Origin of the sequence: Rhodoferax sp. TS-BS-61-7 (assembly GCF_002943465.1) — a bacterium.
In the GTDB taxonomy this organism is placed as follows: Bacteria; Pseudomonadota; Gammaproteobacteria; order Burkholderiales; family Burkholderiaceae_C; genus Allorhodoferax.
The window spans coordinates 398995-422654 of record NZ_PTQY01000003.1; the positions used below are offsets into that span (position 1 = coordinate 398995).

20 protein-coding genes and 1 pseudogene are annotated in these 23660 nt (G+C 63.9%); 3 read left to right on the forward strand and 18 right to left on the reverse strand.

The window, feature by feature from the left end; all coding sequences use genetic code 11:
* Positions 1-26: 26 nt before the first annotated feature.
* The 12 genes and pseudogenes from uvrA to C5F53_RS10735 all read right to left on the reverse strand — a co-directional run bounded on the left by uvrA (position 27) and on the right by C5F53_RS10735 (position 16934).
* Entirely contained in the window at positions 27-6353 is a 6327-nt protein-coding gene (uvrA, locus tag C5F53_RS10685) for an excinuclease ABC subunit UvrA (protein WP_105261353.1), read from the reverse strand.
* 100 nt (positions 6354-6453) lie between these two features.
* Positions 6454-6936, reverse strand: a complete 483-nt coding sequence (locus C5F53_RS10690) for a hypothetical protein (protein ID WP_105261354.1) — start codon at positions 6934-6936, stop codon at positions 6454-6456.
* 71 nt (positions 6937-7007) lie between these two features.
* Positions 7008-7199: a hypothetical protein gene (locus tag C5F53_RS10695; RefSeq protein ID WP_105261355.1), complete on the reverse strand. Its 192-nt coding sequence runs from the start codon at positions 7197-7199 to the stop codon at positions 7008-7010.
* Positions 7200-7294: 95 nt separating this feature from the next.
* The gene (locus tag C5F53_RS10700) at positions 7295-8950 is read right to left on the reverse strand and encodes an MFS transporter (protein WP_105261356.1); all 1656 of its coding nucleotides are present in this window, start codon (positions 8948-8950) and stop codon (positions 7295-7297) included.
* Positions 8951-9118: 168 nt separating this feature from the next.
* Entirely contained in the window at positions 9119-9775 is a 657-nt protein-coding gene (locus C5F53_RS10705; protein WP_105261357.1) for a 2-hydroxychromene-2-carboxylate isomerase, read from the reverse strand.
* Between the two features lie 24 nt (positions 9776-9799).
* Positions 9800-10030, reverse strand: a complete 231-nt coding sequence (locus tag C5F53_RS20780; RefSeq protein ID WP_370446726.1) for a DUF1289 domain-containing protein — start codon at positions 10028-10030, stop codon at positions 9800-9802.
* 36 nt (positions 10031-10066) lie between these two features.
* Positions 10067-10567 (reverse strand): annotated as a pseudogene (locus C5F53_RS20785) (YbaK/EbsC family protein); the annotation flags it as partial.
* An 8-nt stretch (positions 10568-10575) separates the two neighbouring features.
* Positions 10576-11484, reverse strand: coding sequence for a hydroxymethylglutaryl-CoA lyase (locus tag C5F53_RS10715; protein ID WP_105261359.1), 909 nt, complete (start codon positions 11482-11484; stop codon positions 10576-10578).
* Between the two features lie 35 nt (positions 11485-11519).
* Complete coding sequence (locus C5F53_RS10720) at positions 11520-12449, reverse strand: glyoxylate/hydroxypyruvate reductase A (protein ID WP_236635338.1); 930 nt, start codon at positions 12447-12449, stop codon at positions 11520-11522.
* 44 nt (positions 12450-12493) lie between these two features.
* On the reverse strand, positions 12494-14518 hold the full coding sequence (locus tag C5F53_RS10725) for an acetyl/propionyl/methylcrotonyl-CoA carboxylase subunit alpha (RefSeq protein WP_105261360.1): 2025 nt from the start codon (positions 14516-14518) through the stop codon (positions 12494-12496).
* Between the two features lie 18 nt (positions 14519-14536).
* Positions 14537-15316 (reverse strand): enoyl-CoA hydratase/isomerase family protein, encoded by a 780-nt coding sequence (locus C5F53_RS10730; protein ID WP_105261361.1) that lies wholly within the window; start codon positions 15314-15316, stop codon positions 14537-14539.
* Between the two features lie 10 nt (positions 15317-15326).
* Entirely contained in the window at positions 15327-16934 is a 1608-nt protein-coding gene (locus C5F53_RS10735; protein ID WP_105261362.1) for a carboxyl transferase domain-containing protein, read from the reverse strand.
* Between the two features lie 122 nt (positions 16935-17056).
* Between C5F53_RS10735 and C5F53_RS10740 the strand changes: the two genes are divergently transcribed.
* From C5F53_RS10740 to C5F53_RS10750, 3 genes are read left to right on the forward strand one after another with little or no spacing between them, the layout of a single operon-like run.
* Entirely contained in the window at positions 17057-18088 is a 1032-nt protein-coding gene (locus tag C5F53_RS10740; RefSeq protein WP_236635339.1) for an AraC family transcriptional regulator, read from the forward strand.
* A 54-nt stretch (positions 18089-18142) separates the two neighbouring features.
* Positions 18143-19765 (forward strand): AMP-binding protein, encoded by a 1623-nt coding sequence (locus tag C5F53_RS10745; protein WP_105261363.1) that lies wholly within the window; start codon positions 18143-18145, stop codon positions 19763-19765.
* Positions 19766-19776: 11 nt separating this feature from the next.
* Positions 19777-20445, forward strand: a complete 669-nt coding sequence (locus C5F53_RS10750; RefSeq protein ID WP_105261364.1) for a glutathione S-transferase family protein — start codon at positions 19777-19779, stop codon at positions 20443-20445.
* Here C5F53_RS10750 and C5F53_RS10755 read toward each other — a convergent pair.
* The 6 genes from C5F53_RS10755 to C5F53_RS10780 are packed head-to-tail and all read right to left on the reverse strand — an operon-like array spanning position 20442 to position 23590.
* Positions 20442-21116 (reverse strand): HAD family phosphatase, encoded by a 675-nt coding sequence (locus C5F53_RS10755; RefSeq protein ID WP_105261365.1) that lies wholly within the window; start codon positions 21114-21116, stop codon positions 20442-20444. The genes C5F53_RS10750 and C5F53_RS10755 overlap by 4 nt on opposite strands.
* Positions 21113-21529: a YchJ family protein gene (locus C5F53_RS10760; protein ID WP_370446723.1), complete on the reverse strand. Its 417-nt coding sequence runs from the start codon at positions 21527-21529 to the stop codon at positions 21113-21115. The genes C5F53_RS10755 and C5F53_RS10760 overlap by 4 nt, the downstream gene beginning before the upstream one ends.
* The gene (locus tag C5F53_RS10765) at positions 21529-21951 is read right to left on the reverse strand and encodes a rhodanese-like domain-containing protein (protein WP_105261366.1); all 423 of its coding nucleotides are present in this window, start codon (positions 21949-21951) and stop codon (positions 21529-21531) included. Before C5F53_RS10765 ends, C5F53_RS10760 begins: the two co-directional genes overlap by 1 nt.
* 16 nt (positions 21952-21967) lie before the next feature.
* Entirely contained in the window at positions 21968-22885 is a 918-nt protein-coding gene (locus C5F53_RS10770) for an MBL fold metallo-hydrolase (RefSeq protein WP_105261367.1), read from the reverse strand.
* Between the two features lie 4 nt (positions 22886-22889).
* Positions 22890-23303 (reverse strand): type II toxin-antitoxin system VapC family toxin, encoded by a 414-nt coding sequence (locus C5F53_RS10775; RefSeq protein ID WP_236635340.1) that lies wholly within the window; start codon positions 23301-23303, stop codon positions 22890-22892.
* Positions 23304-23308: 5 nt separating this feature from the next.
* Positions 23309-23590: a type II toxin-antitoxin system Phd/YefM family antitoxin gene (locus C5F53_RS10780; RefSeq protein ID WP_105261369.1), complete on the reverse strand. Its 282-nt coding sequence runs from the start codon at positions 23588-23590 to the stop codon at positions 23309-23311.
* Positions 23591-23660: the final 70 nt, after the last annotated feature.

A 23660-nucleotide genomic window follows, 5' to 3' on the forward strand; every position in this document is an offset into this window, starting at 1 on the left:
GTCCAGCACCCAAGTGTTACGCCCTGTCACCGCGCCAGCACTGCCCCCAGCGCCTTGCCCGTGTGGGTGCCCAAGGCCACCACCGCTTCGGGCGTCGTGGCAGCCACCACACGGCCACCACCGTTGCCGCCGTCCGGGCCCAGGTCGATGACCCAGTCGGCTTCGGCAATCACGTCCAGGTCGTGCTCAATGACGACCACACTGTGGCCACCATTGACCAGGCGGTGCAGCACGTGGATGAGTTTTTCCACGTCGGCCATGTGCAGGCCCACGGTGGGCTCATCCAGCACGTAGAGCGTGTGTGGCACCTTGTTGCCGCGCTTGCCCACGTCATCGCGCACTTTGCTGAGTTCGGTCACCAGCTTGATGCGCTGCGCCTCGCCACCGCTCAGCGTGGGTGAGGGTTGGCCCAGCGTGAGGTAGCCCAGGCCCACGTCCTTGAGCAGTTGCAGCGGATGCGCTATCACCGGCATGGCAGCGAAGAAGTCCACCGCTTCGTCCACTTCCATCTGCAGCACATCACCAATGTTTTTGCCACGCCAGGTGACGGCCAGTGTCTCGGGGTTGAAGCGTGCGCCCTTGCAGGTTTCGCACAGCACTTTCACATCCGGCAAAAAGCTCATACCAATGGTGCGTATGCCCTGCCCTTCGCACGATGGGCAGCGGCCTTCGCCGGTGTTGAAGCTGAAGCGGTTGGACGCATAACCGCGCGCCTTGGCCTCCAGCGTATCGGCAAACAGTTTGCGAATGGTGTCCCAGAAACCGATGTAGGTGGCGGGGCAGCTGCGTGGTGTTTTGCCGATGGGGGTTTGGTCCACTTCGAGCACGCGGTCCACGGACTCAAAACCTTCCACGCCTTCGCAACCGGTCCACTGGATTTTCTCGCCCGCGTCCAGTGCATCACGGCCTGCCTTGGTGCTGCGCTTCTGTACAGCCACCTGCACGTTGGTAAGCAATACGTCGCGCGCCAGCGTGGACTTGCCGGAGCCGCTGACGCCGGTGATGGCGACCAGGCGTTTCAACGGCACGTGGGCGGTGACGGTTTGCAGGTTGTGCAGGTTGGCGCCGTTGACGGTGAGCCAGTCTATTTTTGGTTTTGGCCCGTTAGCTTTTGCTGCGCCCGCAGCGGGCAGCCCTGGGGCGGGCTCCTCGTCGCGTAGCTCAATGTCGTCACCCACCCCAGGGCTACCCGCTGCTGCGACGGACATTTGGGCGGTGCGGCGGTCTGCCAACGCGGCGTATTCGGCGGCTACCTTGGTGCGCTCGGCAAGTTCTATATTTGCCATTTCGCTGGCGCTCACTTGCGCCGCGGCCACGGCAGCTTTAGCCGCTTTTGCGCTGAGTTTCTTACCTGGCTTAGCGCCAACACCCGCGGGGGGAGTCGATGCGCCGGGTGACGATTTCGTGGTCCCGTATGAGGAACCCGGCGAAACGGCTTCCGCCGCGTCGAGCGCCAATGTCTCCGAATGGCTAACCATTCCCCTGCGAACAGCCAGCGGATGCTTCATCGCATGCAAAAGGTAGCGCCCCGTCTGCGATTCAGGCGCGTTTTGAACGTCCTCAATCGACCCTTGCGCCACCAACCGCCCACCGCGCTTGCCCGCACTGGGGCCAATGTCGATGATGTGGTCCGCATGACGAATCGTGTCTTCGTCGTGCTCCACCACCACCAGCGTGTTGCCCTTGTCGCTCAAGCTCTGCAAAGCGCCCAGCAAAATCTTGTTGTCCCGCGCATGCAGACCAATGGTGGGCTCGTCCAGCACATAACACACACCTTGCAAATTGCTACCCAGCTGCGCGGCCAAACGGATGCGCTGTGCCTCTCCACCCGACAGCGTGGGTGCGCCCCGGTCCAGCGTCAGGTAGCCCAGGCCCACTTCTTCCAAAAACTCCAGTCGGCTCTTGATCTCCGGGACCAGGTCGCGTGCAATGTCGCCTTCGCGTGTGGTCATGCCACCCGCCACTTGCAGCGTCTGCACCCACTTGCGCACATCGGTCACGCTCAGGCGTGCAATGTCGGTGATGCCCACATTCGCGAACTTCACATGGCGCGCCGTGGCGTTCAGCCGCGTTCCGCTGCAGGTGGGGCAAGTCGCGTCATGCAGGTCTTCAATGTCGGCCTCGGCAAAGGTCTGCTCGCGGCCCTTGTTGTCATCGTCCTTCACCGAATCGTCAAACACCTTGCGCTGCTCTTTGGTCAGCGCGACACCGGTGCCCACGCAATCGAGGCACCAGCCATGCTTGCTGTTGTACGAGAACAGGCGCGGGTCCAACTCGGCATAGCTGGTGCTGCACACCGGGCAGGCGCGCTTGGTAGAGAACACCTGCACCTTGCCAATACCTGCTGCGGGCGTGCCGGCCAGCATGGCCTCACGCAGGCCACCAATCTCGCTCAGCACATACACCACGCCCTTGCCATGCGTGAGCGCATCGGCCAGCGCCTGGCGCAGCGCGAGTTCATTGGATGGCGTCACGTCCAAGCTCGCCACCGGCAGCTCGATGTTGTGCTCCTTGAAACGGTCAATGCGCGGAAAGCTGGTGGTCGGCAGAAAGTTGCCATCCACACGCAGATGCGTAAAGCCACGCGGCCGCGCCCAGTCCGCCAGCTCGGTATAAACGCCCTTGCGGCCTTGCACCAGCGGCGCCAGCAGGCCAATGTGCTGGCCACGGTAGTTCTTCAGCAACTGCGCCGCAATGCTGTCCGCCGACTGCGGCTCCACCGCCGCACCGTCCTTGTAGCAATGCTGCGTGCCCAGCTTCACATACAGCAGGCGCAAGAAGTGCCAAACCTCGGTGGTCGTACCCACGGTGGACTTGCGCCCCCCGCGCGACAGCCGCTGCTCAATCGCCACCGTAGGCGGAATGCCGTACACCGCGTCCACCTCCGGCCGCCCCGCGGGCTGCACGATAGAACGCGCGTAGGCGTTCAGCGATTCCAGATAACGGCGCTGGCCTTCGTTGAACAAAATGTCAAACGCCAGCGTCGATTTGCCGGAACCGGACACACCGGTCACCACGCTGAACTTGCCACGCGGAATGTCCACAGACAGCGACTTCAGGTTGTGTTCCTTCGCATTAACGATACGAATGGAATTCGATGCGTCAGCGAGCAACGCGCCGGAGGTGGATGGGCTTGCGCCGGGTGACGATATTGAGCTACGCGACGAGGAGCCCGGCGCAAGCCCGTCCGCCGCAGCCCGCACCAAATACTTGGCCGACGGCTCCGCCACCTCATGCACCACACCCATCGCAGCAGCGTAATCGCGCAATGCCTGCCCGGTGTGCGAGGTTGCATGCAACATCACATCCTCAGGCGTGCCATGCGCCACCACTTCACCACCGGCATCCCCACCCTCAGGCCCCAAATCAATCAGCCAATCGGACGCCCGAATCACATCCAGGTTGTGCTCAATCACCACCAACGAGTGGCCCGCATCCAATAGCTTGCGCAACGCACGCATCAGCTTGGCAATGTCGTCAAAGTGCAAACCCGTGGTCGGCTCGTCGAGCATGAAAAGCGAGCCACGCTTGGCCAAGAACTGGGCGCTGGCGCTTTTGCCCTTGGCCGCTTCCGCCAGAAAGCCCGCCAGCTTGAGGCGCTGCGCCTCACCACCCGACAACGTAGGCACCGGCTGCCCCAGCTTCACATACTCCAGCCCCACATCCACAATCGGCTGTAGCACGCGGATCACATCGCGGTCCGCACTGAACAGGTCGGCCGCTTCGCTGACCGTCAGGTCCAGCACATCGGCCACATTGACATTGCGGCCCTTGCGTTCAATGGTGACTTCCAGAATCTCGGGCCGGTAACGCTTGCCATCGCAGTCCGGGCAGCGCAGGTACACGTCGCTCAGGAACTGCATCTCCACGTGCTCAAAGCCGGAGCCGCCACAGGTGGGGCAACGCCCATCGCCACTGTTGAAGCTGAACTTGCTGGCCGTGTAGCTGCGCTCCTTGGACAAGGCCGCACCCGCAAACAGCTCGCGGATCGCGTCCCATGCCCCCACATAACTCACGGGGTTGGAGCGCGCCGTTTTACCGATGGGCGACTGGTCCACAAACACCACTTCGCTGAGTTGCTCGGCACCCAGCAAGCGCGCGTGCGCTCCGGGCGTCTCGGTCGCCTTGCCGAAGTGGCGCAAGAGCGCGGGGGCCAACACGTCCTGAATCAGCGTGGACTTGCCGGAACCCGACACTCCGGTCACGCAGACCAAGCGCTGCAGCGGAATTTCTACCGACACGTTCTTCAGGTTGTGCTCGGTCACGCCTTCCAGCACCAGGCGCGGCGTGTTGGGCGCCACCATGCGCTTGAAACCCATGCCCACCTGCTTGCGGCCGCCCAGGTAAGCACCGGTCATGGTGTCCGCGCTCTTCAAGGCTTCGGTCGTGCCGTCAAACACAATCTGCCCGCCCTTCTCGCCCGGGCCGGGGCCCATGTCGATCATGCGGTCCGCCGCCAGCATCACAGCGGGGTCATGCTCCACCACCACCAGCGTATTGCCCGCATCACGCAGGCGCTGCATGGCCACGATGATGCGGTTCATGTCGCGCGGGTGCAGGCCAATGCTGGGCTCGTCCAGCACAAACAGGGTGTTGACCAGCGAGGTACCCAGCGCGGTGGTGAGGTTGATACGCTGCACCTCACCACCGCTGAGCGTGCGGCTTTGGCGGTCCAGCGTGAGGTAGCCAATGCCCACGTCGCACAGGTATTTGAGGCGCGTCCCCACCTCTTCGAACAGCAACTTCAGCGTCTTCTGCTCGGCCTCGGAGGCGGTGTTTTTCTCCGGCGGGGCTGAAGGCGGGGAAGCGCCGGGCGCCTCACGCATTTGCTGCGCAACTGCAATGTCGGCACCCGACGCTTCCCTGCCCTCAGCCTGGCTGGGGGCGGCAGCAACATCCAACTGCAACTGCAGCGAATCAAAGAAGCGTTTCAGTTTGTCCAGTGACATCAGCATCATGTCGTGCAAACACAAGCCCGGTAGCGCCTCCAGTTGATCGCGCGTCCACTTCACACCTTGCGGCATGAAACGTTTGGACGGAGGCAACACGGCATCGGTTTGTTCCTTCGTTCCAATGCGCCACAACAAACTCTCCGTCTTCAGCCGCGCACCACCACAGGTGCCACAGGGCGTGTAGCTGCGGTACTTGGACAAGAGCACACGAATGTGCATCTTGTAGGCCTTGCTCTCCAGGTACTCAAAGAAACGGTCCACGCCAAACCAGTGCTGGTTCCACTTGCCGTTCCAGTTGGGCGAGCCCTTGTAGACCCAATTCTTCTGCTCCTCAGTCAGCTTGTACCAAGGGGTATCCCGCGGAATGCCGGCGGCCTCGGCGTGGCGCATCAGGTCATCCTGGCACTCTTGCCAGGCGGGGGTCTGCATGGGTTTCACAGCACCCGCGCGCAGAGTCAGCTTGTCGTTCGGAATCACCAGCCCATAGTCCACCCCCACCACCCGACCAAAACCGCGGCAGGCTTCGCAGGCGCCCACGGCGGAGTTGAAGCTGAACATGGACGCAATCGGGTCCGTGTAGCGCAGATCACTCTGCGGGCAATGCAGGCCGGTGGAGAAGCGCCACAGCGTGGGCGCGACATTTGCTACAGTTTCAGGGGCTGCTTGCGCAGTATCCACGGGTGCTAGAGCCTCATTTAGCACATAAACGTTGAGGCGACCGCTGCCACGCTTCAAGGCTACTTCGATGGCTTCCAGCACGCGGGCCTTCTCCACACCGTCGATGCGGAACCGGTCTGCCACCACGTCGAGCACCTTGCGGGGGCCGCTGACCGTGGCCACCTCACGCTCCGCTTGCACCCGCGTGAAACCACTGGCGCTGAGCCACTGGGTCACTTCCTCCTGCGAGGTGCTGGCCGGTAACTCCACCGGAAAGGTCAGTACCAGGCGTGGGCCCGAAACCTCCGCAGCGCGACGTACCAGCTCCGCGTAAATCGTCTCGGGCGTGTCGTGCTGCACCGGCAGCGCGGTGTCTTTGTCGAACAGATTACCCGCGCGGGAAAACAGCAGCTTCAGGTGGTCGTTGAGCTCGGTCATCGTGCCCACGGTGGAGCGGCTGGAGCGCACGGGGTTGGTCTGGTCGATGGCGATGGCCGGGGGCACGCCCTCCACCTTGTCCACGGCGGGTTTGTCCATCCGGTCCAGAAACTGGCGCGCGTAGGCGCTGAAGGTTTCCACGTAGCGGCGCTGGCCTTCGGCGTACAGCGTGTCAAACACCAGGCTGGACTTGCCCGAGCCGCTGGGCCCGGTCACCACGGTCAGTTCGCCAGTGCGAATGTCCAGGTCAAGGTTCTTGAGGTTGTGCTGCCGCGCTCCGCGAATGCGGATGGTTCCCTGGGACATAAGTGAATGCTCTTCTGGAGGAGGAGAGACATTCTAGGCAGCCCCATGGCCGAAACTGAGGCGTGAGGACAATTTCGCGCCGGGCCGCGGCGCGAGGAGGCTAGCCTTTAAGGGCGCGCTCCAATTCCCGGGCCACTTTGCTGCCAACGGCTTCCTGGATCTTGGGCAACAGGATCAGCAAATCGTCAAACCCGGCGGCAGCTTCCACCGACAGGTTCAGGCGAAAGCCACGCAAACCCAAGCTGGCAGTGAGCTTGGTGGCAATAGGTTTGGCATCGGCATACCGCTCTTGGGGCGTGCGGTTACTGGGGGGTTGGGCGGCATCCTCAGCCTGCTGCACAGCCTCTGCCGAGGCCACAGGGCCAGGCACAGCTGCAGAGCCTGCAACCAAGGCCAAGAAGCCCTGCTCCACCATGTGATCTACATCCTCTGCCGTCACCCCCATGCCGCCCGTGGCGGCCAGGACATGGTCTAGCGTCTTGTTACCGTCGAACAAGATGAAGGTGGACCGCTGGCGTGCAGAAAAGAGCGGCGAGCGTTCTTTGAACGCCTGCTGCCCTGCTTCTGTTTTGATGTATTTCATGCGGGCATTTTAGGGCGAGCACCCTGCCCTGGCAGCGTTTTCATGCTGCCTGCAACATCACGTTAACCCTACTATTTGGCTTCACTGGCCGCTGCGGCAGGCGCAGGTGCGGCAACGGGGGCCGATGCAGCCGCCGCGGGCGCCTCGGTGTGCAGGGCTTCTGCGCCATGCTTTTCACCACCCATGTCGATGTCACCGCCCTTGCTCAAGATAAACAGCGCCAAACCTGCAAATACGGCAAAACCCACAGCAATTTTCCACATACCACTTCTTTCAAAAAAAAGGCCCCCACAAGGAGAGCCTGGAAATTGCCCCGACCAACTTGGCCGGGGCGTTAACTCAAATTGACTCGACTCGCTTAGTCGTTGGCGTAGATGTCCACGTCCTTGGTTTCCTTGACGAACAAGCCGCCAATCACCACGGTCGCAGCCGCAATGATGATGGGATACCACAAGCCGTTGTACATGTTGCCGGTCTGGGCCACGATGGCGAAAGCCGTAGTGGGCAGCAAGCCGCCGAACCAACCGTTACCAATGTGGTAAGGCAAGCTCATGGAGGTGTAACGGATGCGGGTCGGGAACATTTCCACCAGCATGGCGGCAATAGGACCGTACACCATGGTCACCAGAATCACCAGGTAGGTGAGGATGATGACAACCTTGACCTTGTCGAACTTGGCCATGTCAGCCTTGGCAGGGTAGCCAGCGGTCTTCAGGGCTTCGTTCAGGTTCTTGTTGAACTCGGCAGCCTTGGCAGCGCCTTCTTCCTTGGTCAAACCCTTGGATGTGTAACCGGTGATAACGGTAGCGCCCACAGCAATGCTTGCAGGGGTGCCAGCAGCAGCCACAGCGTTTTCATAGCTCACCGAACGGCTGGCCAAACCTTGCTTGGCGATATCGCACGAGCTGGTGAACTTCACGGTGCCAGTGGGGTTGAACTGGAACGAGCACTCGGCTGGATCCGCAGTCACCACCACCTTGTTGGCAGCTTGTGCAGCAGCCAGGTCAGGGTTGGCAGCTTTAGTCAGCGCTTCGAACACGGGGAAGTAGGTCAACGCAGCCAACAAGCAGCCAGCCAAGATGATGGGCTTGCGGCCAATCTTGTCAGACAGCGAGCCGAACAAGATGAAGAACGGGGTGCCGATGATCAGGGAGATAGCCACCATGATGTTGGCGGTTGCACCGTCCACCTTGAGCGCTTGCGTCAGGAAGAACAAGGCATAGAACTGGCCGGAGTACCAAACCACGGCTTGACCAGCGGTCAAACCGACCAGGGCCAAGATCACGATCTTCAGGTTTTTCCACTGGCCGAAGGATTCGGACAAAGGAGCCTTGGAGGTCTTGCCTTCCGCCTTCATCTTGGCGAAAGCGGGCGACTCGTTCATGCTCAAACGGATGTAAACCGACACGGCCAACAACAGAATGGACACGATGAACGGCACGCGCCAGCCCCAATCGGCAAACGCAGCTTCACCAATGATGGTGCGGGTACCCAGAATCACCATCAAGGACAGGAACAAGCCCAAAGTGGCTGTGGTCTGAATCCAGGAGGTGTAGGCACCACGCTTGCCGTGGGGAGCATGCTCCGCCACGTAGGTAGCAGCGCCGCCGTACTCACCACCCAGTGCCAAGCCTTGCAGCAAACGCAGGATGATCAAGATGACGGGAGCCGCCACACCAATGGAGGCGTAGGTAGGCAAGATACCCACGATGAACGTGGACAAACCCATGATCAGAATGGTCACCAGGAAGGTGTACTTGCGACCGATCATGTCGCCCAGACGGCCGAAGAAAATGGCACCGAAGGGACGCACGATGAAACCTGCAGCAAACGCCAGCAAGGCAAAGATGAAGGCGGAGCCTTCGTCCAGACCGCTGAAGAACTGCTTGGCAATGATGGCTGCCAAAGAACCGTACAGGTAGAAGTCGTACCACTCAAAAACGGTGCCGAGTGAGGAAGCGAAGATAACTTTCTTCTCTTCCGCAGACATCGGCCGTGGGGCTGCTGTTGCCATAGTGTGTGTCTCCAATCGTTGTAGCACCTCCGACATGGAGGTTGACCGTATTCTTGGAGGGGGCACTGACCCTGCTCTGACACGAAACCAACGCTGGCTTGCGCGAAACTGACTCGCCTCTGACGGTTTAAGGTCTAACCCTTAAACGCCATTTCACATGACGACAACTCAGGCCGAGCGCAAGGGTATACCCGATGGCCAGCCTTGCACGCGGTTCCAGCGCGTGTCAGCGTCGCTGCCTACCAAGCTGGCGTCGCCCCCCAGGTAGGCGCGCAGCATCGGCAGCGCGTCCAGCCCCCAAAACACTTTGCCATCCACCTCAAAACTGGGCACACCAAACACCTCACGCGCAATCGCCTCGTCGGCATGGGTTTTGAGTTGGGCCTTCACGGCATCGCTACCCGGGTCCTGCACGGGCGCCAGGTCTTGGGCAACTGTGGCCAAGCGTTGTGCATCACCCGCATCGGCCCCGCCCACCCACACGTGGCGGAACAGGGTTTCACACACATAACGGTTGGGCTGGCCCTGTGCATCGGTGGCCACGGCCAGGCGCAGCAAGCCCAGCGGGTTGAAGGGGTGCACCGCCGGAAAGTCCAGCGCCACGCCGTTGCGCTGCGCCAGCCACTGCACGTGGCGGTAAATCCAATGGCGCTTGGGCGGCACTTCGGCCGGGCCCAGCACCGCGTTGTGTTTGAGCAGCCCCCCCAGAAACACCGGCTTGTAGTGCACCTGGTAACTGAGGCCCTGCAGTGCGCGCGGCAGCTCCTCAAACGCCAGGTAGGCGTAGGGCGAAATGAAGTCGAGGTAGAAGGTGATCTGGTGCATGGCGGGCCTCGGACGGCAGAAGATTCAGGCAAAGGCCTCGGGGTGGGTTTCGCGCAGGCGCTGCGTGATGTGGCTCCACATCACTTGCTTGCCCGCGTCGTCACTGCGGCCCCATTCGCGGATCTCGTCGATGGTGCGGAAGCAGCCCTCGCACAGTCCGCTACCGGTGTTCATGCGGCAGACGTTGACACAAGGACTAGGCACGTTTTCGGCCACAGCACCCACAGATAATGCGCGAGCAGCTAGCATTTTCATAGCATTTTGGCGCACCAGCAGGTCCAGCTCGCTCTCGGCGTCCGGCGCCTCCACCACATCGGCCACCGGTGCGCCGGTCAGCGCCACCAGGTGCTCGGGGTGCAGCTTGAACACGCCATGCGGGTGGCCGGCCGCGGCCCACACCTCGTCAAAGCGGAACAGTTCCTGGTCAATCAGCGTGACACCGGGCATGGCGTGCGCCACCGGGCTCACCCCACCAATGCTGAAGCCGGTGCGCTCTTTCACAAACGCGGCATTGGCCCGGCCCAGCGGCCCTACCAATGCGGCCACCTTGGCCTCGTCCACACGGCGGTCGCCGGAGGCAACGACCAGCACCGCCACACCGTCCTCAATGCGTTTGAAGATGATGCTCTTGGCGATCTGGCCCACGGCCACGCCCAGCGCATCGGCGGCCTGCTGTGCAGTGCGCGCGGCGCCATCCAGCATCACTGGGCTGTGCGGGTGGTTCTTCTCTTGCAGGGCTGCAGCCACGCGCTGCACGCCTTCGGGTAACTCAGTCAATTCAGCTCCACACATCGTGTTGTTTATCCCAGTCGCTTGGTCAGCAGTGCATTGGCTGCGCGGGAATGCGGCTTGCGCTGCAGGAAGTCGCTGATGAACTTGCCCGCGTCGATGAGCTTGTCCAGGTCAATCCCGGTTTCAATGCCCATGCCGTGCAGCAGGTAGACAACATCTTCGGTGGCCACGTTACCCGTGGCACCTTTGGCATACGGGCAGCCGCCCAGGCCGGCCGACGAGGTGTCGTAATGCCATATGCCCATCTCCAGGCAGGCCAGCGTGTTGGCCAGTGCCATGCCATAGGTGTCGTGGAAGTGACCCGAAACCTGGTCCACACTGTAGTACTGCAGCGTGGCGTCCAGCGCGCGCTGCACCTTGAGCGGCGTACCCACACCAATCGTGTCGGCCACGCCCACATGCTCCACACCAATGTCCTTCATGAGCCGCGCCACCAGCGCCACACGTTCGGGGGCAATCTCGCCCTCGTAGGGGCAACCCACGGCGCAGGAGATGGCGCCGCGCACCGCAATGCCGGCCGCCTTGGCCGCCTGCGCCACGGGGCGGAAACGCTCAATGCTTTCCTCAATGGAGCAGTTGATGTTCTTCTGGCTGAAGGCCTCGCTGGCTGCACCAAACACCACGATCTCGTCGGGCTTGGAGAGCACCGCCGCCTCATAGCCTTTCATATTGGGCGTGAGCACCGAGTAGCGCACACCCGGCTTGCGCTGGATGCCCGCCATCACCTCGGCGTTGTCGGCCATCTGTGGCACCCACTTGGGGCTGACGAAACTGGTGACTTCAATTTCTTTCAGCCCCGCGTCCTGCAGGCGGTGCACCAGTTCCACCTTGACGGCGGCCGGTACAGGCTCCTTTTCGTTCTGCAGGCCGTCGCGCGGGCCCACGTCGATGATTTTGACTTTGCTGGGAATGGCCATGGTGTGTCTTTCGTCTTGTTTCGGCGCCTTGCAGCTCAGTAGCCGCGCGCCGCATCCACGCGGCCCGCGACGGCGTCACCGCGCTGCAGCGCGCCAATCTTGCTGGCGATCTGCGCAATGCTCTCGCTGCGCAGCGTGCGGGCGGAGGTATGGGGGGTCACGGTGATCTTGGGGTGGTTCCAGAAGGCATGGCCTTGCGGCAGCGGCTCCACGCGGAACACATCCAGCGTGGCACCGGCCAGGTGGCCGCTGGCTATGGCGGCCAGCAGATCAGCATCGACCACATGGGCGCCGCGTGCCACGTTGATGACATAACCACCCGGACGGATCTTGGCCAGGCGCTGGGCATTCAGCAGGTTTTCAGTGTCGGGGGTGAGCGGCAGCAGGCACACCACAAAACGGCTGGCCGCCAAAAAGGCATCCAACTGGTCTTCGCCCGCAAAGCTCTGGATGCCGGGCACGGCCTTGGGTGAACGGCTCCAGCCATTCACGGGAAAGTCGAACTGCGCCACCGCCTTGGCCACGCGCTCTCCCAGTACCCCCAGACCCAGCACGCCCACGGGATAGTCCACGCGGCTGCGCGGCTTGCGGAAGGACCATTTGCCCTGGCCCATGTCGGCCTCGTACCCATCGAGTTCACGGAAGTGGCGAATGATGGCGTGGCACACGTACTCCGCCATCTGCACCGACATGCCTGCATCGTCCAGGCGGATCACGGGCACGCCCTTGGGCAGGTTCAGTTTCATCAGCGCATCCACGCCCGCGCCAGTGTTGAAGATGGCTTTTAGGCCCGCCTGCTCGTCCAGCAGTTGCTGGGGCGGTTTCCACACCACGGCGAAATCCGCCTGCGGCGCGCCGGGCTCCCACAGGGTGACCGAGGCACCGGGCAAGGCCGATTGCAGGCCGGGAATCCAGGAGGCCGCATCCATGTCGGCCGAGTAGTAGGTAACGTTCAAAGAAGGCATGGGGGGATTTTCGCCGCTTTGCAAAGCCCCTCCGCGGCCCCGGCTCAGGCGGCCACCTCCAGGCGCAGCAGCTCGGCCCCTTCGGTCACCTGGTCACCGGGCGCAAACAGCAGCTCGGCCACGGTGCCGTCGGCCGGCGCAGCAATGGTGTGCTCCATCTTCATGGCCTCCATCACGGCCAGCGCCTGGCCCTTGGTCACCGCGTCACCCGCCTTCACCGCAAACGACACCACCTTGCCCGGCATGGGCGCCGTCAGGCGGCCTCCCTCGGCATGGGTTTCACCGGCATGGGCCAGCGCGTCAATTGCTACGATTTGTATAGCGCCTTGCGCATTAAATACGTGGGCTACATCGCCATTTCGATAGATATGGGCTACGACACGCTGCGCACCGAACTGCAGGTCCAGAGCGCCGTTGGCGGCAACAGTCCACTGCAGCGGTAGGGCCTGCCCCGCCACGGCCAGCGTGTAACTGCCGCGCACCGTGGTCAGCACTGCAGTGTGAGACTCGCCTGCGTATTCCAGCGCAAAACCGCGCACCGAGGGACCGTGTGAGCGCCAGCCATCGCGCTGCGCCCAGGGGTCGCGCCAGCCCGTCGCATCGGTCTGCACGCCCTGGTCCAGCTCGGCCTGCAGAGTGTGCGCCACTATGGCCGCAGCTGCCAGCGGCAGGCCCAGCTTGTCCTGGTGGAACAGCGCGGCGGCTTCGCGCGGAATCAGCGCCGTGTCCAAGTTCGCCTGGGCGAACGAGGCGCTGGTGGTGACGTGGCGCAGGAACTGCACATTGGTCGCCAGCCCCACGATATGGGTCTGCGCCAGCGCGGCGTCCAAACGCGCCAACGCCTCTTCGCGCGTGGCGCCGTGCACGATGAGCTTAGCCACCATGGAGTCATAGAACGGGCTGATGGTGTCACCCTGGCGCACGCCGGAATCCACCCGCGTGCCGTGGCTGGCGCGCTCAAACGTCACATGCGCAGGCAGGCTGTAGACCTGCAGCGTGCCGGTGGCGGGCAGGAAGTTGTTGTCGGGGTTTTCGGCGCAAATGCGTGCCTCGATGGCATGCCCCTGGATCTTCAGCTCATGCTGTTGCAGCGGCAGCGGCTCGCCGGACGCCACACGCAGCTGCCACTCCACCAGGTCTTGCCCGGTGATGGCTTCAGTGACGGGGTGCTCCACCTGCAGGCGCGTGTTCATCTCCATGAAGAAAAACGTCATGGCGCCGTCGGGCTTTTGCTCGACGATGAACTCCACCGTACCGGCACCCACGTACTGGACCGCGCGCGCCGCGGCCACTGCCGCCTCGCCCATTTGCTGGCGGAAGGCCTCGGTCATGCCGGGCGCGGGTGCCTCTTCCAGCACCTTCTGGTGGCGGCGCTGTACCGAGCAGTCGCGCTCGAACAGGTACACATAGTTGCCCAGCGTGTCGCCAAACACCTGGATCTCGATATGGCGCGGACGCTGCACATACTTCTCGATCAGCACCGCGTCATCGCCAAAGCTGTTGATGGCCTCGCGCTTGCACGACGCCAGCGCGGCGGCAAAGTCTTCCTCCTTGTCCACCGCACGCATGCCCTTGCCACCGCCCCCTGCGCTGGCCTTGATGAGCACGGGGTAACCAATGCGGTCGGCCTCGCGCTGCAACAACGCGGGGTCCTGGTCATTGCCGTGGTAACCGGGCACCAAAGGCACGCCGGCCTTTTCCATCAACTGTTTGGACTCGGCCTTCAGCCCCATGGCCAGGATGGCCGATGCGGGCGGGCCGATGAACACCAGCCCCGCCTTGGCACAGGCCTGGGCGAACTCTTCGTTCTCGCTCAAGAAGCCGTAGCCTGGGTGAATGGCCTGCGCCCCCGTGGCCTGCGCCGCGGCAATGATTTTTTCCCAGCGCAGGTAGCTGTCCTTGGGCGCGCTGCCGCCAATGTGCACGGCCTCGTCACACGCGGCCACGTGTTTTGCGTTGGCATCCGCATCGGAGTACACGGCGACGGTTTTGATGGCGAGTTGCGCAGCCGTAGCGGCCACGCGGCAGGCAATCTCTCCCCGATTGGCAATCAGAATTTTGGTGAACATATTGTTTTCCTCGGGAACTCAGACCAGCCAGTTCGGCTTGCGTTTTTGCAGGAAGGACTGCACGCCCTCCTTGCCTTCGCTGCTGCTGCGGATATCGGCAATGCCCTCCACGGTGTGGGCGATCAGGGTGCCGTCAATCTCTCGGCCAGCCACGGTCTGCACCAGCTCTTTGCAACTGCGCACGGCATTCGGGCTGGCGTTGACTAGGGCCTTGACCAGCTCCGCCACCTTGGCATCCAGCTGCTCGGCCGGCACCACCTCGTGCACAAACCCGATGCGCAACGCCTCCTGCGCGCTGAAGCGTTCGGCCGTCAAAAAGTAGCGGTGTGCAGCGCGTGCACCCATGGCGCGAATGACATAGGGGCTGATAGTGGCGGGAATCAAACCCAGCTTCACCTCGCTCAGGCAAAAGCCCGCGCTGTCGACCGCCACGGCCATGTCGCAGGCCGCCACCAGGCCCATGCCGCCGGCGACCACATCGCCCTGGATGCGCGCGATGGTGGGCTTGGGGCAGGCGTACATCACGCGCAGCATCTCGGCCAACTTGGCGGCGTCGGCCAAGTTTTCGGCGCGCGTGTAGTCCGCCATGCGGCGCATCCAGTTCAGGTCGGCGCCCGCGCAGAAGGCGGGGCCCTCAGAAGCCAGCACCACGGCTCGTGTCTCGGCGCTGGCGGCGGCGGTCTGGAAGGCCTGGGTCAGCTCGGTGATCACCTCGTCGTTGAAGGCGTTGCGCACCTCGGGGCGGTTCAGCGTGATGGTGAGCAGCGCTCCGGTGTGGGTCAGGGTCAGTGCAGTCATGGCCAGCCCATTACATGCGGAAGACACCGAACTTGGTGTCTTCAATCGGCGCATTCAATGCCGCACTCAGGCCCAGGGCCAGCACGCGGCGCGTGTCGGCGGGGTCGATCACACCGTCGTCCCACAGGCGGGCGCTGGCGTAGTAGGGGTGGCCCTGTTCGTCGTACTGGCGGCGGATCGGCGCCTTGAAAGCCTCTTCTTCCTCCATGCTCCAGGCGCCGCCCTTGCCTTCAATGCCGTCGCGCTTGACCGTGGCCAGCACGCTGGCCGCCTGCTCGCCGCCCATGACGCTGATGCGCGCGTTGGGCCACATCCACAAAAAGCGCGGGCTGTAAGCGCGACCACACATGCCGTAATTGCCCGCGCCAAAGCTGCCACCAATGATGATGGTGAACTTGGGCACAGCGGCAGTGGCCACGGCCGTGACCATCTTGGCGCCGTTGCGGGCAATGCCTTCGTTCTCGTACTTGCGGCCCACCATGAAGCCGGTGATGTTCTGCAAAAACACCAGCGGGATCTTGCGCTGGCAGCACAGCTCGATGAAGTGGGCGCCCTTGAGTGCCGATTCGCTGAACAGAATGCCGTTGTTGGCAATGATGCCCACCGCCATTCCCTCGATGTGCGCAAAACCGGTCACCAGCGTGGCGCCGTAGCGCGGCTTGAACTCGTGGAACTCGCTGCCGTCCACGATGCGGGCGATGGTTTCGCGCACATCAAAGGGCTTGCGGGTATCGGTAGGAATAACCCCGTACAGCTCTTCCGCTATATATTTAGGAGCTACTGGCGCAATAACGGCGAAGGCTTGAGGCTTCTTTTTATTCAAATGGGCGACCGCCTGGCGGGCCAGGGCAATGGCGTGCAGGTCGTTCTGCGCCAAGTGGTCGGCTACGCCGCTAAGCCGCGTGTGCACATCGCCACCGCCCAGGTCTTCGGCGGTCACCACCTCACCGGTCGCCGCCTTGACCAGTGGCGGACCGCCCAGAAAGATGGTCCCTTGGTTCTTCACGATGATGGTCTCATCAGACATGGCCGGCACATAGGCGCCACCGGCCGTGCAACTGCCCATGACCACGGCAATCTGCGCAATGCCCTGCGCGCTCATGTTGGCCTGGTTGAAGAAGATGCGGCCAAAGTGGTCGCGGTCGGGGAAGACCTCGTCCTGGTTGGGCAGGTTGGCGCCGCCGCTGTCCACCAGGTAGATGCAGGTGAGGTTGTTTTGCGCTGCGATCTCCTGTGCGCGCAAATGCTTTTTGACCGACAACGGGTAGTAGGTGCCGCCCTTCACGGTGGCGTCGTTGCAGACGATCATGCAGTCCACCCCGCTCACACGGCCAATGCCCGCCACGATGCCGGCGCCGGGCGCGGCGTTGTCGTACACATTGAGCGCGGCCAGCGGGGCCAGCTCCAAAAATGGCGTGCCGGGGTCCAGCAGCATGGCCACGCGGTCGCGCGGCAGCAGCTTGCCGCGGGCCACATGTTTGGCACGGGCCGCCTCGCCGCCGCCTTCTGCAATGCGGGCCACCTGGGCCTGCAGGTCGTCCACCAGGGCGCGCATGGCGCTGGCGTTGGCCGCAAAGTCGGCCGAGCGGGGGTTGAGCTGGGATTCCAGAATCGTCATGGGCGCATCCGGTCAGGGGTTGGACAGTCAGCAGGCATTGTGCGTCCGCCGCCCGCCGGGCGGGACGCCACTGAGGTTGCAAATCCTGCCACGACTGGCGCATTTTTTGGCACACTGGGGGAATGCCGCATCCCAGCCCCATCGCTGCCACCCCCATGGCCTTTGTCCAAACCATTGTGACCGCCTACGCGCGCTGTGGGCAGGACCCGTCCAACGCCCTGGCGCAGGCACAGATTGCGCCAGAGCAGGTACCGCAGGACCAGGCCCGTATCACCGCCTGGCAGATGGAGCGCATCTCGGACCTGGCCATGCGCGAGCTGGACGACGAGGCACTGGGCTGGTTCAGCCGCCGCCTGCCCTGGGGCAGCTACGGCATGCTGGCCCGCGCCTCCATCAGCGCGCCCACGCTGGCGCTGGCCGTGACACGCTGGTGCCGCCACCACGGCCTGATTGCCGACGACATCACCCTCACGCTGCAGACCACTGGCAGCACGGCCAGCATCAGCATTGCCGAGCACCGTGCATTGGGCGAGCGGGGCGCGCTGCGCGAGTTTTGCCTGGTCTCGGTGCTGCGCAACATCCATGGCCTGGCCTGCTGGCTGGTGGACTCGCGCATTCCGCTCTTGCACGCGCAGTTTCCGTTTGCGGCGCCGGCGCACGCCGAGGCGTACCAGGTGCTGTTTTCGGGCCCCACCCGCTTCGGGCAAGCACAGGCTGCTATCAGTTTTGATGCGCAGTACCTGCAGCTGCCGCTGCGGCGCGACGAGCGGGCCTTGCAGCAGATGCTGCAACACGCCCTACCCTTGACGGTTCTGCAGTACCGGCGTGACCGCCTGCTGGTGCAGCGCGTGCGCCAGTTGCTGGGCGCCCAGCCGCAGGACACGCATGGCGCCGAGGCACTGGCCGCGCTGCTGCACGTGTCGCCGCGCACTCTGCACCGCCAGCTCAAAGAGGAAGGTGCCACGCTGCAGGCCCTGAAAGACGAGGTGCGCCAAAGCCGCGCCACCGAGCTGCTGCTGCGCACCCAGCGCCCCGTCAAGCAGGTGGCCGAGGCGGCGGGCTTTCAGAACGAGAAGAGTTTTATCCGCGCCTTCAAAGGCTGGACCGGCCAGTCCCCGGCCGAGTTCCGCCGCAGCGCCACGCCACTGGCGTGATTTGTGGCCTTGTTGGCGCACGCTGCGCCCGCACCGTTCATAGACTAGGGGCCCATGATCGACATTGACGATGCCACCACCATAGGCCAAGCCTTTTTTTCGGCCTGTGCGCGTTACGCCACCCACAGCCTGCTGGCCGTACCCGCCAACCCGGCACGTGCCTACGACCCCGAGGGCCGCGAGATCACGTATGCCGAGGCCGCCGACACCGTGCGCGGGTTGATGGCGCAGTACCGCGCCGCTGGCTACGGCCTGGGCCACCGCGTGGGCCTGTTTCTGGAGAGCCGGCCGGAACACCTACTGCACAAGCTGGCGCTCAACAGCCTGGGCGTGTGCTGCGTGCCCATCAACCCCGACTACCGCCCGCGTGAACTGGCCTACCTGGTGGACCATGCACGCGTGGACCTGGTCGTGGTGCTGGCCCACCGCCTGGAGGCCGTGCAGGCCGCACTCGCCTTGACCCAGCACCAGCCGCCGGTGCGCGTGCTGGAGGCGCTGGCAGACGCGTCCTTGCCGGCCCCTGCAACACCCGCCCAGGCCGGAGATCCGGTGGGCGACACGCCGGCCAGCATCCTCTACACCTCGGGCACCACGGGTCAGCCCAAAGGCTGCGTGTTGTCCCACACCTACGAGCTGGCCGCCGGCCACTGGTACGCCCACCAGGGCGGGCTGGGCGCGGTGCGCGAGGGGCAGGAGCGCCTCTACAACCCGCTGCCGCTGTTCCATGTGAACGCGTCCATCCTGTCCTTCTATTGCATGTTGCTCAGCGGCGGCTGCCAGGTACAGACCGACCGCTTCCAGCCCAGCCGCTGGTGGGCCGAGGTGGTGCAAAGCCGCGCCACCATCGTGCACTACCTGGGCGTGGTGGTGCCCATGCTGCTGAACCAGCCCACAAGCCCGCTGGAGCGCGCGCATAGCGTGCGCTTTGGCTATGGCGCCGGCGTGGAGCCGCAGCTGCATGCCGTGTTTGAGGAACGTTACGGCTTCCCATTGCTGGAACTGTGGGGCATGACCGAGATGGTGCGCCCGCTGTGCGACTGCCAGGCGCCCCGACAAGTCGGTACGCGCGCCTTTGGCCGCGCCCGCCCCGGGCTGGACGCCTGCGTGATGGACGAGGCGGGCCAGGTGCTGCCCGATGGCACGCCGGGCGAGCTGGTCATCCGCCACAGCGCGGCCACCCCACGGCGGCATTTTTTCAGCGGCTACCTGGACAACCCCGAGGCCACGGCGGATGCCTGGCGCGGCGGCTGGTTCCACACCGGTGACGTGGTGGTGCGCGGGGCCGACGGCATGTTCCATTTCATGGACAGGCGCAAGAACATCATCCGCCGCTCCGGCGAAAACATTGCCGCGGCCGAGGTGGAGGCCCTGCTGCTGACACACCCGCTGGTGGCTAATGCGGCCGTGATGGCGCTGCCCGACGATGTGCGTGAGGAAGAGGTGCTGGCCTGCGTGGTGCTCAAGCAAGGCGCGGAGAGCGCCGACACGGCACGCGCCCTGTTCGACTTTTGCCACCAGCAACTGGCCTATTACAAGGCGCCGGGCTGGCTCTGGTTTGCGCCCGAGATTCCCACCACGGGCACGCAGAAGATCCAGAAGCACCGCATCTTCCCCGAAGGCAGCGACCCGCGCACCCTGCCCGGCATGCACGACCTGCGCGCCTTCAAAAAACGTTGAGGAACTCCGCGATGATTGTTTTGCACCACTGCGTCAGCGCACGCTCTCTGCGGCCCCTCTGGATGCTGGAGGAACTGGGCCTACCGTACGAGCTGCGCATGTTGCCGTTTCCGCCCCGCGTGCTGGCGCGTGACTACCTGCAAGAAAACCCGCTGGGCACAGTGCCACTGCTGGTGGACGGCGCCACGCGCATGACCGAATCCGCCGCCATGTGCCAGTACCTGGCCGCACGCCACAGCGCAGGCGTACTCGATGTGCCGGTGGACGATGCAGCCTATGGCGCCTACCTGAACTGGTTGCACATGAGCGACGCCACGCTGACCTTCCCACAAACCCTGGTGCTGCGCTACACCCACTTCGAGCCGCCGGAGCGCCTGCAACCGCAGGTGGCAGCGGACTACGCGCGCTGGTTTCTGGCGCGCCTGCGCGCGGTGGATGCCACGCTGCAGAGTGCGGAGTATTTGTGCGCGGGCCGATTCACCGCAGCCGATGTGGCGGTGGGCTATGCACTGCTGCTAGCGCAGCACCTGGGCCTGTCGGCGCAGTTTCCACCCGCCGTTGCTGCCTACTGGCAACACCTGCAGGCGCGCCCGGCCTACCAGCGCGCGCTGCGGGTACAGCAGCAAGCGGCACTGGACCAGGGCGTGCCGACCACGCCCTCGCCTGACATCCGGCCCTAACTTGCGTCGCGACGGTCTGCGCCGAGCAGGCGGGCGTGCAGCGCGTCCATGTGTGTAAACACCTGGTGGGCGCCGGCTTGGATGAGCGCATCGCCTTGACCCGCTGGCGCATAGGCAAACACCGTGGCACCTGCGGCTACGCCGGCGGCAATGCCTGTCACCGTGTCCTCCACCACGGCACAGCGCTTAGGGTCTGCCCCCAAGGCGGCAGCGGCGGCTAGGTAGACATCGGGGTGTGGCTTGGAGCGCGGCATCTCGTGCCCGCTGAACACGCGCCCGTCAAAAAAGGTCCACAGGCCCACCTTCTGCAGCTGCATTTCCACCTTGGCCCGGTCGGCCCCCGAGGCACAGGCAATGCGCCCCTGCACACTGGCATGCACGGCCGCCACCGCGGCCACCGCACCGTCAATGGCAGCCACCTGCGCATCCAGCGCCACGTTGCGGCGCACGCGGAATTCGGCCATCCATTCGGGCGTGAGCGGCTTGCCGGTCTCCGCCTCGATGCGGGCGCGCTCGTCGATCACGGCTTTGCCCACAAAAATGTCCATGCACTCCTGCACGCTCAGCCGCCAGCCCTGTTCGGCCAGCATGTCGCGCAGCACACCATTGGTAATCGGTTCGCTGTCCACCAGCACACCATCGCAGTCAAACAACACGGCATCAAACTTCACAGGGCATCTCCATCGACATACAGCCAGTGGCCGTTCTCCAAGATAAAGCGGCTGCACTCATGCAGGCGCACGGCGGGACCAATCAACGGCTTTTGGCGCGCTACAAATTCCACCTCGGCGTGGGTCGCGTCCAGCACCGTATGGCTGCGCACCTCCAGCCCCAGCCATTTCACCCCGGGTTCAAACTCCATGCTGGGCGGGCGGTGGCTGGCGTGCCAGGTGCGCAGCAGGTAGGCCACGCGCTCCAGGCAGAAGGCGCTGTAGCGGCTGCGCATCAGGCTTTCGGCGTCGGGCGCGGGGGTGTCGGTCTCCAGCCAGCGGCCGCAGCAAGCGCCGTAGGCGAGGGGTTTCTTCTGGTACAGCCTGCCGCAGGGGCAGGCGGAATTTATCTCACAACGTTTCATGCCCGTCATCATGCCTTGGCGGCGCGGCGGGCTTTCTGCTGGTCCAGCGTTTCGGTCGGGCCGCCGGCCTGCACCCAGCCCTCCCAGCCACCGTCCATATGGGCCACGTTGGTCATGCCCATGTCTTGCAGCGCCTTGGCGGCCAGTGCGCTGCGCCAGCCCAGGCCGCAGAACAGGATGAACTCCTTGTGTTCGTCGGCAAACAGCTTCTTGTGGTACGGCGAGTCGGGGTCCACCCAGAATTCGAGCATGCCGCGCGGCGCATGGAAGGCGCCCACCGCCGTGCCCGCATCCAGCTCGCGGATATCGCGGATGTCCACCAGTTGCACCCGTGGACTCTGCAACTTGGCCAGCACTTCGGCCACGCTGTAGGTGGTGACCTGCGCCATGGCGGTGTCCACCAGGGCACGGAATCCTTTGGTGATGGGCATGAAAATCTCCTTCAGTTCAAGCGTTGAGCACCAGTGACCCCTGCACCGTGGCGGCGCCGGAGCGCACCAGGTCCTGCACCAAATGGCCGGCAGCGGCTTCAAAGCTCTGCCCCGCAAAGTGCGTGGCCAGCATGGCCGCAAAGTAAGGGGTGCCACGGGCCCAGCCTAGCAGCGCGGCCATCTCCAGGCGCTGGGCTTCCAGCAACTTGAACTTGAGCAGCACCTTGGCCGCGTACTGCAGGTGCTTGGCGGGGTTCTGCACAAAACCGTTCAGTCGCTGGCGCGCAAACGCGATGGCTGCGGGCGCATCGGCAAACGCAGCGCCGTGGCCGGGAATGACGGCGGCAGGGTTCAGGCGCTCAATAAGGTCCAGCGTGGCCGCCACCTCGTCAAACGCGCCTTCGCCGTCCAGCTCGGGAAACACCACGCCAAAGCCGCGCTCCCACAGCGCGTCGGCCGACACCAGCGTGCGGCTGGCGGGCTCAAACAGGATGACCGAATGCGGGTCGTGCCCCGGCGCGGCATGCACCTGCCACAGCAGATCGCCCAGCCGCATGGTGGTACCGGGCTGCAAGGTGGCATCCAGATGAAAGCGCGGGCAGTTCTGCCCCGTGGGCGTGTAGCTCAGCGCATGTGCATCCCACACACGCACGTACTCGGCATGGCCGGGCGGGATGTGGGTCTGCAGCGCCGGGTAGCGGGCCTGGAGCGCGGCGTTGCCACCGCAGTGGTCGCTGTGCAAATGGGTGTTGAGCAACAAGTCCAGCGGACTACCTTGCAAGGCGGAGTCCACCAATGCCAAGGTTTGATCGGCATGCGTGCAGTAGCCGCTGTCGATCAGCGCACTGCCGCCTTCGCCCTGGATCAGGATGTTGTTGCTGGACAGCCAGCCGCGCTCGAAAACGGTGACACCGGGAGGAAGCAGCACGGCCATTGGCTTAACCTTCAAACCAATCCACCATCCGCAGCCCCTGCAGTCCTGCAAAGTCTTTGGTGTTGCGGGTGACGAGGGTTGTGCCATGCGCAATGGCAATGGCTGCAATTTGCCCGTCCACAAAGGGCAAGGTCTGGCCCGCCAGTGCGCGCTGGGACCGCAACTCTGCGTGAATGCGTGCAGCAGATGCGTCATAAGGCAGAACCGGAAGCTGCCCGGCAACATCTTGCACGAAGCGCCCGATCGCGTCACGGCGCTGGCCTTCAGGCAAGCGTAGCCAGCCAAAGCGCAGCTCATGCCAGACCGGAGCCGCAATCGTCATCTCACCTTGATAGCGCTTCAGACTCCCCATCACTGCCGGGTTTGGTTGCGGCCGGATGGCCTCGGACACCACATTGGTATCCAGCAACCACGTCATCGCGCTCACCACGCGAAATCCCTCGCATCGTCGGATTGGCGAACGCCATCAAAAGGATTGACATCATCACCGGGCATATCCGGCGCCAAGTACTTGGCGCGCCAGCCTTCCAAACGATCAGCAAAGCCCAGCCCTTCACCGCTGAGTTGCTGGTACTGCGCAAACGACATCAGCACGCCGCTGGCCTGGCCCCTGCGGGAGATCACCATAGGTGCATCCCCAGCCTCCACCCCACGCAACACATCGGCAAGTTGTGCTCTGGCCTCAGAAAAAGGAATGGTCTGCATGGCAAGCCCTTTAAATGTACAAGTCAGATGTACATTTTAGCGAACTCGTGAAAAACCGCAAGGTAAGTCA